At 71.2% G+C, this 11,754-nt stretch carries 10 protein-coding genes; 4 read left to right on the forward strand and 6 right to left on the reverse strand.

What is annotated here, in order from left to right:
* The 6 genes from Q0283_RS04570 to Q0283_RS04595 all read right to left on the reverse strand — a co-directional run.
* Positions 1-1,145 (reverse strand): CaiB/BaiF CoA-transferase family protein (locus tag Q0283_RS04570; RefSeq protein WP_298043322.1); only part of this gene is annotated, 1,145 nt, incomplete at its 3' end.
* 185 nt (positions 1,146-1,330) lie between these two features.
* Complete coding sequence (locus tag Q0283_RS04575; RefSeq protein WP_298043340.1) at positions 1,331-2,611, reverse strand: CdaR family transcriptional regulator; 1,281 nt, start codon at positions 2,609-2,611, stop codon at positions 1,331-1,333.
* Positions 2,611-4,056 carry an aldehyde dehydrogenase family protein gene (locus Q0283_RS04580; RefSeq protein ID WP_298043325.1) on the reverse strand — a complete coding sequence of 482 codons (1,446 nt, stop codon included), beginning with the start codon at positions 4,054-4,056 and terminating at the stop codon, positions 2,611-2,613. The genes Q0283_RS04575 and Q0283_RS04580 overlap by 1 nt, the downstream gene beginning before the upstream one ends.
* 17 nt (positions 4,057-4,073) lie before the next feature.
* Complete coding sequence (locus Q0283_RS04585; RefSeq protein ID WP_298043327.1) at positions 4,074-5,303, reverse strand: NAD(P)/FAD-dependent oxidoreductase; 1,230 nt, start codon at positions 5,301-5,303, stop codon at positions 4,074-4,076.
* Positions 5,300-6,742 (reverse strand): NAD(P)/FAD-dependent oxidoreductase, encoded by a 1,443-nt coding sequence (locus Q0283_RS04590; RefSeq protein ID WP_298043329.1) that lies wholly within the window; start codon positions 6,740-6,742, stop codon positions 5,300-5,302. The genes Q0283_RS04585 and Q0283_RS04590 overlap by 4 nt, the downstream gene beginning before the upstream one ends.
* A gap of 55 nt (positions 6,743-6,797) precedes the next feature.
* Positions 6,798-7,418: a helix-turn-helix domain-containing protein gene (locus tag Q0283_RS04595; protein WP_298043330.1), complete on the reverse strand. Its 621-nt coding sequence runs from the start codon at positions 7,416-7,418 to the stop codon at positions 6,798-6,800.
* Between the two features lie 260 nt (positions 7,419-7,678).
* On the opposite strand from Q0283_RS04595, the gene Q0283_RS04600 reads away from it, so the two are divergent.
* Genes Q0283_RS04600 through Q0283_RS04615 form a run of 4 tightly spaced genes read left to right on the forward strand, consistent with a single transcriptional unit; the run spans position 7,679 to position 11,690 of the window.
* Positions 7,679-8,797, forward strand: coding sequence for an extracellular solute-binding protein (locus Q0283_RS04600; protein ID WP_298043332.1), 1,119 nt, complete (start codon positions 7,679-7,681; stop codon positions 8,795-8,797).
* A gap of 3 nt (positions 8,798-8,800) precedes the next feature.
* Positions 8,801-9,712, forward strand: a complete 912-nt coding sequence (locus tag Q0283_RS04605; protein WP_298043334.1) for an ABC transporter permease — start codon at positions 8,801-8,803, stop codon at positions 9,710-9,712.
* Complete coding sequence (locus Q0283_RS04610; RefSeq protein WP_298043336.1) at positions 9,709-10,491, forward strand: ABC transporter permease; 783 nt, start codon at positions 9,709-9,711, stop codon at positions 10,489-10,491. The genes Q0283_RS04605 and Q0283_RS04610 overlap by 4 nt, the downstream gene beginning before the upstream one ends.
* Positions 10,488-11,690: an ABC transporter ATP-binding protein gene (locus tag Q0283_RS04615; RefSeq protein WP_298043338.1), complete on the forward strand. Its 1,203-nt coding sequence runs from the start codon at positions 10,488-10,490 to the stop codon at positions 11,688-11,690. Before Q0283_RS04610 ends, Q0283_RS04615 begins: the two co-directional genes overlap by 4 nt.
* Positions 11,691-11,754: the final 64 nt, after the last annotated feature.

The raw sequence follows: 11,754 nt of genomic DNA on the forward strand, positions 1-11,754 counted from the left end.
TGCTCGAGGGGCGGGTCCCATTGCGTCGGGTGGCGGAACTGCCGCCCGGTCACCTCGCCCGTGGGGCCGGTGAGCTCCACCACGGGATCGAGCCCGAGGCCCTGGGCCAGGTCGACGCCCTCGTCGATCCCGGCGACCAGGGCGCACGGCAGGCCGGCGGCCACCAGGGTGTCCCGCCACTCGGCCGCGGGGCGCCGTCCCAGGGCCTCCTCCAGGAGGCCCCGGAGCTCTTCGCGGTGGGCCACGCGCTGGGAATTCGTGGCGAACCGCTCGTCCTCCGCCACGGCCGGGAGGCCGAGGGTCTCGACGAACCGCCGGAACTGGCCGTCGTTGCCGATGGCGACGGCCAGTGGCCGGTCCTGGCAGTCCAGCAACTGGTAGGGGACGATCGAGGGATGGTCGTTGCCCATCCGTGACGGGACCACGCCGGCGCCCAGCCAGGCCTGGCCCTGGTTCGCCAAGGCGCCCTGCAGGGACGAGAGCAGGTTGAGCTTGAGGTGGGCCCCGCGGCCGGTGGCCTGGCGACGGTTCAGCGCCGTCAGCACGGCGATGGTGGTGTCCTTCGCCGTCAGGACATCGACGAGGGCCACGCCGGCCTTCATCGGCAGTTCCGGCGTCCCGGTGATGCTCATCAGCCCCCCGGCGGCCTGCACGATGAAGTCGTACCCGGGCAGGTGCGCCCCACCGGCATCCCCGAAGCCGGAGATGGAGGCGTAGACCAGGCCGGGGTTGACGGCGGACAGCTCCTCGTACCCCAGGCCCAGGGCAGCCAGGCCCCCGGGCTTGAAGTTCTCCACCAGCACGTCTGCCCGGGCCGCGAGCCGGCGGGCCTTCTCCAGGTCGTCCCGGTCGGCCAGGTCCCAGCAGACCGACTCCTTGTTCCGGTTCACGGACTCGAAGTAGGTCGCCCCGGTGGCCGACGACGGCGGGGACCACGAGCGGGTGTCGTCACCGGTTCCGGGACGCTCGACCTTGATCACCCGCGCCCCGAGGTCTGCCAGGGTCATGGTGGCCAGCGGGCCGGCCAGCACCCGGGAGAAGTCGGCCACCAGCACCCCGTCCAGCGGCAGGTGGCCCTCCGCGGTCGCCGGGTCCGCGAGCGGTGACGCGACGCGGTCCGGATGCAGGTGGGGCGTGGCTGACATGATCGGGTGTCCCTCCGGGGGTCGTCGCGACTGCGGTGGATCCCAGCCTAGGGATCCGCACCGCCGGGCAGAACTGCCGATTGCGCAGTCCTGCCGCCCCGGCATTGACGATTCGTCAAGGACCGGTGCACCGGGACCGGCCGGGCCACGCCTCCCGGAACCGGCCGTGGCCGGACGCGGATCCCTCACGTGCTTCGGCGGTTCCGCAGGGTCCGGATCCCCAGGGAGAGCACCAGCAGCCCGTCGGGATGCATGGGGTCGTGCCCCGTGATCCGCGCGATGCGCTTGAGGCGGTAGAGCACGGTGTTGGGGCGGACGTGCAGGACCGTGGCGGCACGGGCGGCCTGGTACCGGTGCTGGATGTAGGCCTCGAGGGTCTCCAGCAGCCCCGTGCCGTGGTCCCGGTCGTAGGCGAGCAGGGGCTCGAGCGCGGACTCCACGAGTCCGGCGGCGTCGGCCCCCTCCGCGAGGGTGAGGCCGAGCAGCACGTCGCGGTGGGTCTGGACCCGGTCCGTGCCGGGCGTGGTCAGCGCGATGTCGGTCGCGGCCCGCGCCTGCCGGTAGCTGACCGCCGCATGATCCACGCCGCCGCCGCTGCTGCCCACCCCGGCCACCAGTCCCTCCACCTCCTGCACGGCGCGGGCGGCGGCCTCCTGCAGGCCGCGGCCGTGCTCGGGGGCCTCCACGAGCCAGACGATCTCCTCGTCCCGCAGCCCCATCAGGCCCAGCCGCCCGCGCGTCGTGCCCTCGAGGGGTTCCCCCAGGGCGCGGGACGTCACCTCCTGGGCCCGGGCGAGGTCCTGCTGCCCCGGGGGGAAGCGGAACGTGACGATCGCGTGCCGGTGGCCCTCGAGGTCGAAGCCCTGCAGGTCCAGGGCGTCCCGGAGCCGGGCGCGCGCCTCCGGCGTCGTCCGTCCGTGGATCAGGGCCTCCAGGACGTCACTGCGGAGGATCGGCCGGTTCCGGCGCAGGCCCGCCTGTTCCTCCACGTAGGCCTGGACCACCGCCGCGGACATGATGTCGACGTGTTCCATGACCCGCCCGGCCAGCCTGAGTAGCACCCGCAGCTGGGCCGGGTCCTGGAGGTCGGCGCAGTCCACGAGCTCGTCCCAGATGGTGCGCTCCCGCACCCGGTAGGCGCGCAGCAACGCCGGCAGGGGCACCGCCTGGTGGAAGCGGCGTGCGGCCGCCCGCGCGTTCAGGCGGATCTCCTCCTCGGCGGGCGGGGTCTCCGTCATCAGGGAGGTGAGCATCTGGCGGATCTTCTCCGCGGCGAGCGGCAGCACGTCGCGCTCGACGACACCGTCGGCGAAGGCGCGGTACTCGACGACCTCGTCCCGGTAGGTCTGGGCGAGACGTCGTGCGATGTCCTCGATGCGGGCGTTGACGCGTTCGGAGATCAGCAGCAGGGCGCGGGAGTCCGGATCCCGGACGTCACCGGCGGGGGCGGGCCCGGTGGCCGGCATCACCGCGGATCGGTGTAGGTGGTCTTGTGCTGGGTGTAGAACTCCCGGGCCGCGCTGCCCTGTTCCCGCGCACCGTAGCTGGATCCCTTGCGCCCGCCGAAGGAGACGTGGGGGTCCACTCCGGCCGTGGGCGCGTTGACCATGACCATGCCGGCCTGGGACCGGCGCTTGAAGTCGGCGGCGTGCGCCAGGCTGCCGGTGCAGATCCCCGAGGACAGCCCGAACTCGGTGTCGTTGGCGGTGGCCAGCGCCTCGTCGTAGTCGGCCACCCTGATCACGGCCGCCACCGGCCCGAAGACCTCCTCGCGGTTGATCGTCATGGCGTTGGTCGTCCCGGTGACCAGGGCGGGGGACATGTAGTGGCCGTCCGTGGCGAGCCGGAGCCGTTCGCCGCCGTGGACCTCCCCGCCCTCCTCGCGGGCCGTGCGGACATAGGCCAGGTTGCCCTCCAGCTGCCCGTGGCTGGAGATGGGGCCGACCGCGGAGCCCGGATCCCGGGCATCCCCGACCGTCATCGCCCCGACCCGCGCCAGGAGCCGGTCCACGAACTCGTCGTGGACGTCGGCGGTGACGATCAGCCGGGAGGAGGCGGTGCACCGCTGTCCGTTGGAGAAGAACGCCCCGTTGAGGGCGCACTCCACCGCGTGGTCGAGGTCGGCATCGCCCAGGACCACGAGCGGGTTCTTCCCGCCCATCTCGCACTGGACCTTGATCCCCTGGGCCACGCAGGCGGCCGCCAGTCCCCGGCCCACGGCCTGGGAGCCGGTGAAGCTCAGGGCGTCCACCGCGGACGACCCGGTCAGGGCCGCACCGGTCACGGCGCCGGAGCCCATGACGAGGTTCAGCACCCCGTCCGGGAGCCCGGCGTCGGCCAGGATCCTCGTCAGTTCCCAGGCGCACCCGGGGGTGATGCCGGCCGGCTTGAACACCACGGCGTTGCCGAAGGCCAGTGCGGGAGCGATCTTCCAGGCCGGGATGGCGATGGGGAAGTTCCACGGGGTGATGACGCCGACCACGCCCAGGGGGTCGTGGTGCATCTCGGCGATCAGCCCCGGCCGGACGGAGTCGATCACCGTCCCGGCGTTGCGCAGGGCCTCCCCGGCGAAGAAGTCGAAGATCTGCGCGGCCCGGTTGACCTCGGCCACGGCCTCGGCGATCGGCTTGCCGAGCTCGCGGGCCAGCAGGTCCCCCAGCTCGGCGGACCGGGCCGCCAGCTGCCCGGACGCGCGGGACAGGACCTGCGACCGGGCCAGGGGGCCGGCCTGCGCCCATCCCGGCCAGGCGTGACGGGCGGCCTGGACGGCCTCGGCGACGGTGTCCGCGTCCGCCTGGGCGTAGCGCCCGATGACGTCCGAGAGGTCCGAGGGGTTCACGTTCTCCGTGCGGTCCTCCGAACCCACCCATGCTCCGCCGACGTAGTTGTCAAAGGCCGGGGTCTGCGTCATCGCCTGCTCCTTCGTCGTCATGCCTGGAGCACCCGGTCGAGTGCCGCCGCGGCGCGGTAGCCCGAGGCCACGGCGCCCGAGAGTGACTGTGCCAGACCGGTGTGCTCACCGGCGATCGCCACGCGGCCCGCGGCCTCATCGAAGGCCGTGGCGTCCGCGGCGCTCCAGTCGAGTCCTGCCGCGCTGTAGGCGCCGCGCGTCCAGACGTCGTCCGCCCAGGTGGTGAGCAGCGGCTCGCCGTCCGGCACCATGGACGGGCGCAGTTCGCGCAGCTTCTGCGCCCACAGCGAGGGCCCGTTCCCGACGTCCAGCGCCGCGACCGCGTCCGGCCCGCCCGCGAAGGTGGACAGGGCGGCGACGCGGTGCTCGCCGTCGATGCCGAGGGACTGCCAGGACCACCACGTGTGCTCGGCGCTCTGCACGGCCGAGTCCTGCTCGGACGCCGAGACCGGCACCCCGAGCTTGGCGGCGACCCCCATGAACCGGTGGTCCAGGGCCGTGCTCATGCGTTCGGGCAGGTCGAAGCCGAACCGGAGGGAGCGCAGGAGCGGGAGCGGGACGGCGACGACGCCGGCGTCGCCCTCGACGCTGCTGCCGTCGGTGAGTTCGAAGCGCACGCCCCGCGGCGACTGCTCGACGCCGGCCACCGGGCTCTCGAGCCGGACGGCCGCGCCCAGCCGGCGCGCCAGCTCGAGCGAGAGGGACTGGTTGCCGTGGACCAGCCGGCCGCCGTCCTCGACGTAGAGGTCGCCCGCCGAGGACTCGTGGAGCACGGCGGCCTCGGCGCTCACGGCTTCCGGATCCGCGGCCAGCGACGTCGCCAGCCGCCGGTAGACGGGATCATCCCGGAACCCGGCCCCGAGGGCCTCCCGGAACACGGCCGCGACGGAGACGGACCTCTCCCCGTCCGCGAGCATGCGCCGGAGGGTGTCCCGGGCGGCGTCCATGCGCCGGGTGAGCGTGTCGACGTCGACGTGCCGGCCGTTGAGGGTGCGCCTGGCGTACCGGACGCCGTGGCTCATGATGGGGACGCCCACCTCCGCCGCGAGGCGGCGGATGGCGAACTCGGTGGGGAAGATGTACTCGCCACCGCGCTCGGTGATCACCCCGTTGGGCAGGGTGGCCGACCAGGTGCGGCCGCCCACCCGGTCCCGCGCCTCCAGCACCACGACCTCGTGGCCCTCCTTGTGCAGTTCCCACGCGCTCGTGAGGCCGGCGAGGCCGGCTCCGGCGATGACCACCTTCATCGTGACTCCCTGTTTCCGAGGTTTCCGGGGTTTCCGGGGTTTCTGACGTTCCCGAGGCTTCCGGCGTTCCCGACGCCGACGGGGTCCGGGACCGGCTCCGCGGACCCTGCCAGTTCCTGCCGGATGCGGGCCGCGGCCCGCAGTCCGCTCTCGACCGCGCCGTCGACGAACCCGCCCCAGAGGTTGGCGTTGTCGGAGGTGGCGAAGTGCACGACTCCCTGGGGTTCCTGGAGCCCGGCCAGGTCCCGCGTGAGCTGCCCCGGACGGAACAGCTGCCAGGTCGTCTCCGCCAGGTCGTCCGCCATCCAGTCGTGACCGGCCACGTCGAGGACCTCGAGGTCGTCGCGCCAGACGTCGAGGGCGGCCTGCGCGTCGCGGACGGACGTGACGTCGAAGGCCTCGTGGTCCGGGCCGAACCCCACGAGGATCGAGGCGTCGTCGGCGATGAACTCGCTCTTGACGACGGAGAGGGGGTGCTCCTGGCTCGAGTAGGCGAAGAACCGCTGGACCGGCCCCCGGACCTTGATCCACACCTTGACCCCGCGCGAGGCGGACCTCTCGGCGTTCATCCGGGCCACCGCCCCGGTCAGCGCCGGTGCGAAGCCGATCCGGTGGATCGCGTTGAACGGGGTGGTCACCACCACGCGCCGCGCCCGGAGGGTGGAACCGGAACCCGAACCGGTCTCGCCGTAGACGACGGTGGCCCCGTCCGGGTCCTGCCGGACCGACCGCACGCGCTGGCCCAGCCGGATGCTCCCGCGCACGTCCCGGGCGATGTCCCCGGCGAAGGCGGTCATGCCCCCGTCCACGCGATAGGTGGCCGAGGCCTCGTGCATCAGCTCCCAGAACCCGCCGGTGGCCGCGGCCCACCGGAGCGCGCTGACCAGGCCGACGGCGTCGAGCCGGGCGTTGGCGTGGCCCACCCACACGGACTCGTTGGCGCGCCGCTCCTCCTCGCCGAGGTCGAGCTCGTCCAGGCGGTCCTGCAGCGAGCGGGGGTCCAGGGTGGCCAGGTTCGGGGAGGCGGCGGGATCCGCGGGCCGGGGGAGGGCGGTGAGGGCATCGTGGACGATGCGCGCCTGCCCCGGGGCGATGAGGGCGTTGAACTCCTCCAGGGTGCCGGTCCGTACCTGGCCGCCGGCACCCAGCCAGTACGCCTCCTCGGTGCGGGGGCTGCGGACGATGCCTCGCCCGTACCGCGTCAGCTCCGCCCACGTGTGGGGCTGCACCCAGTGCACCCAGGTCCCGCCCAGCTCCAGGTCGTGCCCCAGGCGGTGGTCCGTCCAGACGCGTCCGCCCACGCGGTCGCGCGCCTCGAGGACCACGACGTCGAGGCCCGAGTTCGCCAGTTCCCGCGCGGCGATGAGGCCGGCGAAGCCGGCGCCGACGACGACGACGTCGGCGGACTCCTCGGGAGGGTTCGGCGGCGGGACGGACACGGGTGCTCCTTCGGGGTGGGGGTAGCGACGGCCGCCCGCGGGCGGCCGGGAGGGGTCAGGTGCCGGGGACGATCTGTGGACCGATGTCCAGGGTCGTGACGGTGGGCGGGCTCGTGATCACCAGGACGATCGCGGTGCCGGTGCCGGCGTTGCGGATGGAATGCGGGGTCGAGGTGCGGTACTCGGCCGTGTCACCCGGTTCGAGCACGTGCTTCTCCTCGCCGATGGTGACCTCCGCGGCCCCGTCGATGACGGTCACGATCTCCTGGGCGTCACCGTGCGTGTAGGGCTCATCACCGGTGCCCTCACCCTCGTCGAACTCCAGGCGGTATCCCTCGATGGCCTGCAGGGGCGGCGGGGTGAGGAGGATCTTGCGGTATCCCGCGGACTGGATGGCGGGATGGCGCCCGAGCCGGGTGACCCGTCCCGCCGGGGAGTGCTGGCTGAACAGATCGGCGAGGTTGATGCCCAGCGCCTCGGCGATGCGGACCAGCGTGGCGATGCTGGCCCCCGATTCCCCCCTCTCGAACTGGCTGATGAAACTCGGCGTGGTGCCGGTGAGCGATGCCAGCTCCCGCAGTCCCATGCCCCGGTCGGTGCGCAATTGCCGGACCCGGGGGCCGGGAGTGCCGGTGACGGAGTCGGGAACGGCGGCATCGGACTGTTCGGCGGTCATGGGTGACCGTCGCCGGGCAGTGGGAGACGTGCCGCGCTGACGTGGGCGGACGATCTGTGCATGCCAGTGCCTTCCTGATCGCATTTCCCGCCGGGAATACGGCGTGAGGCCTGTCACAAGGAGAGTGTGGATCAGCTATTGTGTTTGCCCACCATATTGCTATTCTGAACGTCATCGCAAGCAGGACTTAACGCCTGTTCAGTACGGAACGGCTCTGTGGGGCAGGCATACGGGGTCTACGGACAACCTGAGGAGTACCCATGCACACCACATCCCCGCGGCGGCGTACGATCCGCACAGTCACCCTCGGTATGGCGGCCGCGATCGCGCTGGCCGGCTGTGGCTCATCCGAACCGGAGCCCTCTGCGACCTACGACCTCGGGACGCCCGTTGCGGGCGAGGTCCCCGAGGGGGTCTTCGAGGGCGTCACGCTCACCTTCGCCGGCTCCGGCGGCATCTTCCAGGAGGGCCAGACCACTGCGGCCTGGACCCCCTTCGCCGAGGTGACGGGGGCGACGTTCCAGCAGGACGCCTTCGATCCCGGCAAGCTCAAGGCGATGGTGGAGAGCGGGAACACGACGTGGGACCTCGTCAACACCACGCAGTTCGACACCGCCCGTTTCTGCGGCACGCTGTACGAGGAGTACGACTACTCGAAGGTGGACATCTCCAAGGTGCCCGAGGGCACCATCACGGACGACTGCATGGTGCCGCAGATCCTCTACGGGCTCGTCGTGGCCTACAACACGGAGGCCTTCGGGGACAACCCTCCGACCAGCGCCGCGGACTTCTTCGACACCGAGAAGTTCCCGGGCAAGCGCACCGTCAGCATGTCGCAGTACGTCGATCCGCAGATGCTCGAGTTCGCCATCGTGGCGGACGGCGGGGACACCGCCAACCTCACCCCGGAGCAGATCCCCACGGCCATGGAGAAGTACCGGTCGCTCGGGGACGACGTCATCGGCTGGACGAGTGGCGCCCAGGCCCAGCAGCAGCTCGAGAGCGGCGAGGCCGTCATGGGCCTGGTCTGGAGCGGCCGCGGGTACGGAGCGGCGGCGGCCGGAGCCCCGGTGGCGCCGATGTGGGACGAGTGGATGGTCATGGTCGACTCCACCGGCATCCCCAAGGGCACCAAGAACCTCGACGCGGCGTTCGCGGCCGTGAACTTCTACGGGGGTGCCGAGCAGCAGGCCACGATGACCGAGGAGACCTCGTACGGCCCCATCAACACCGAGGCGAAGCCCGAGCTCGACGAGACGCTGAAGACCTGGATGACGACGGAGAACCTGGAGACGGGTCATTACCCCAACGTCGACTTCTGGGTCGAGAACTACGACGCACTCGCCACCGAGTGGTCGGGCTGGGTGACCGGGGGCTGACCCATGAGCTCCGCCACGAGAGCGCTCGCGACCGACCCCGCGCTGGCCGCCCCGCCGGCCGGCGCGGGGCCGTCCCGCCGATCACGGGTCAAGTGGGGCCCGCTGCTCCTGTTGCTGCCGGCCATCGCGGTGGTCACCATGTTCTTCCTGGTGCCCCTGGTGGACGTGTTCATCCGCAGCGTCACCGACCCGGAGCCGGGGCTGCAGAACTATGAGTGGCTGCTGACGAACCCCGTCAACCTCGAGGTCATCGCCCGGACCTTCCTGACCTCTCTCGTCGTCACCCTCGTGTGCCTGGTGGTGGCCTATCCGTACGCCTACCTGATGACGATCGTGGGGGAGCGTGCCCGGGCATGGCTCACCCTGTTCGTCATGATGCCGCTGTGGACCAGCATCCTCGTCCGCACGCTGGCCTGGATGGTGCTCCTGGCGGACACCGGCCCGATCAACGACTTCCTGGAGGCCATCGGCGTCGGCCGCCAACCGCTCATCCGCACGACCTTCGGCGTCGCGCTGGGCATGGCGCAGGTCCTGCTGCCCTTCATGGTGCTGCCGATCTACTCGGCGCTGGCCAAGATCGACCGCCGCCTGCTGTCCGCCTCCTCGAGCCTGGGCGCGAACGGGATCACCACGTTCTTCAAGGTCTACCTGCCGCTGTCCCGGCCGGGCATCTTCGCGGGGTCGATCACGGTCTTCATCCTGGGCCTGGGCTTCTACATCATCCCCTCGCTGCTGGGCTCGCCGAAGGAGGCGATGGTCTCCTCCCTCATCTACCAGCAGGTCAGCGTGTTCCTGCTCTGGGGCCAGGGCGCCGCGCTCGGTATCGCCCTGCTCGTGGTGACGCTGATCATCCTGGTGGTCTTCAACCGGTTCGTCCGGGGAGCCAGCCTCGCCCCGGGGGTGGAGCCGGAATGACCATGAAGAGAGTCCTCGTCGCCTTCTCCGTCCTCGTCATCTTCCTGCTGATCGTGCCGACCCTGGTGATCGTGCCGATCTCCTTCAACGCCTCGCCGTCCTTCGACTTCCCGCCCAAGGGCTGGTCGCTGCAGTGGTACGAGAACTTCCTCACCGACCGCGAATGGCTCAAGGCACTCGGGAACTCGGTGCTCGTGGCCATCCTGACGGCGACCGTGGCCACGGTGACCGGGGTGCTCGCGTCCCTCGGCCTGAGCCGGGTCAGGTTCCGGGGCAAGTCCCTGCTGGAGAACTACTTCCTGGCACCGATGATCGTCCCCGGGATCGTCATCGCGATCGGCCTGTACTCGCTGTTCATCCGGCTCGACCTGCTCGGCACCATCCCCGGGTTCGTCTTCGCCCACACGATCGTCGCCCTGCCGCTCGTCATCATCAACGTGATGGCCAGCCTCCAGGGCGTGGACCCGCGGCTCGCGCAGGCCGCCGCGAGCCTGGGGGCGAGCAAGGCGCGGACGTTCTTCACGATCACGCTGCCGCTGATCGTGCCGGGGGTCACCGCGGGGGCGCTGTTCGCCTTCGTGACCTCGTTCGACGAGATCATCCTGTCCCTGTTCATCCAGGATCCGAGCCTGCAGACGCTTCCGGTGAAGATCTACCGCAGCGTCACGCAGAGCACCGATCCGACGGTCGCGGCGGTCGCCGTCATCACCATGGCCGTCTCCGTGACCGTCATGCTGGTCGCCCAGCTTGCCACCCGAAAGAGGAAGGCCCTCACATGACCGAGACTGGAGCGCAGAGCGTGGGTGCAGCGGAACCCGGGGAGCGCGACCTCAGGGACGCCTCGCTGGACACCCGGACCCTCCGGCAGATCAACGAGGCCGGCATCAGCCTGAAGGGCGTGACCAAGCGGTACGGGGACAAGGCCGTGGTGGACGACATCGACCTGGTCATCGAGCCGGGCGAGTTCATGACGCTGCTGGGGCCCAGTGGTTCGGGCAAGACCACGACGCTCAACATGATCGCCGGGTTCGCGGACGTCACCGAGGGCCTGCTGCACATCTACGGCAAGCCGGTGGCCAAACTGCCGGCGCACAAACGGGACATCGGCATGGTGTTCCAGAACTACGCGCTCTTCCCGCACATGACGGTGGAGGAGAACGTCGCCTACCCGCTCCAGCGCCGCAAGATGCCCAAGGCCGAGCAGAAGAAGCGGATCGCCGAGTCCCTGCAGATGGTCCGCCTGGCCGAGTACGGCGGCCGGTACCCCGCGGAGCTGTCCGGCGGCCAGCAGCAGCGCGCCGCACTGGCCCGGGCCCTGGTCTACAACCCCCGGGTGCTGCTGATGGACGAACCCCTGGGCGCGCTGGACAAGAAGCTGCGCGAGTGGCTGCAGCTGGAGATCAAGCGCATCCACCAGGAGGTCGGCTCCACCTTCGTCTACGTCACGCACGACCAGGAGGAGGCCCTGTCCCTCTCCGACCGGATCGCCGTGTTCAACAACGGCAAGATCGAGCAGGTCGGCACGGGAGTGGAGCTCTACGAACATCCTGACACCCTGTTCGTGGGACGCTTCCTCGGGGAGTCCTCCGTGCTGCGGGCCCCGAGCTCCACGGCCACCGTCCGCGACGGCAACACCACCCTGGCGGTGGGTGACGATCACGTGACCGTCCCGGGGGAGCGCCGGGGGGTCGAGAGCCTGGCGGTCCTCGTCCGACCGGAGAACCTCTCGCTCGAACTCCCGGGTTACGTCCCGGTCTCCAGCTCGGAGAACGCCCTGCCGGTGACGGTCAAGACCGCCACGTACCTCGGTGTGGGCTGGCGGTATGACGTGGTCCTCTTCGACGGGACCAGCGGCATCGTCCGCACCCCGAACGACGCCACGCGCTTCGGGCCGGGGGACCAGGCCGTCGTCACGTGGGACGTCCGCCACGGCGTGCTGCTCGAGGACCTGGGCGAAGGGGACGAGTCCACCACGTGAGCGCAGGCCGCCGCGGCCGGCGACCACCGCGGGCCATCCGGGCCTACACCGGGGCGGTACCGGC

Origin of the sequence: uncultured Citricoccus sp., assembly GCF_937871995.1 — a bacterium.
Classification (GTDB): domain Bacteria; phylum Actinomycetota; class Actinomycetes; order Actinomycetales; family Micrococcaceae; genus Citricoccus.

Excerpts from the sequence above, each read along its gene's own strand:
- Q0283_RS04575 (WP_298043340.1), bottom strand. The coding sequence starts at position 2,611 with ATGCCGGCCACCGGGCCCGCCCCCGCCGGTGACGTCCGGGATCCGGAC.
- Q0283_RS04580 (WP_298043325.1), bottom strand. The coding sequence starts at position 4,056 with ATGACGCAGACCCCGGCCTTTGACAACTACGTCGGCGGAGCATGGGTG.
- Q0283_RS04585 (WP_298043327.1), bottom strand. The coding sequence starts at position 5,303 with ATGAAGGTGGTCATCGCCGGAGCCGGCCTCGCCGGCCTCACGAGCGCG.
- Q0283_RS04595 (WP_298043330.1), bottom strand. The coding sequence starts at position 7,418 with ATGACCGCCGAACAGTCCGATGCCGCCGTTCCCGACTCCGTCACCGGC.
- Q0283_RS04600 (WP_298043332.1), top strand. The coding sequence starts at position 7,679 with ATGCACACCACATCCCCGCGGCGGCGTACGATCCGCACAGTCACCCTC.
- Q0283_RS04605 (WP_298043334.1), top strand. The coding sequence starts at position 8,801 with ATGAGCTCCGCCACGAGAGCGCTCGCGACCGACCCCGCGCTGGCCGCC.
- Q0283_RS04610 (WP_298043336.1), top strand. The coding sequence starts at position 9,709 with ATGACCATGAAGAGAGTCCTCGTCGCCTTCTCCGTCCTCGTCATCTTC.
- Q0283_RS04615 (WP_298043338.1), top strand. The coding sequence starts at position 10,488 with ATGACCGAGACTGGAGCGCAGAGCGTGGGTGCAGCGGAACCCGGGGAG.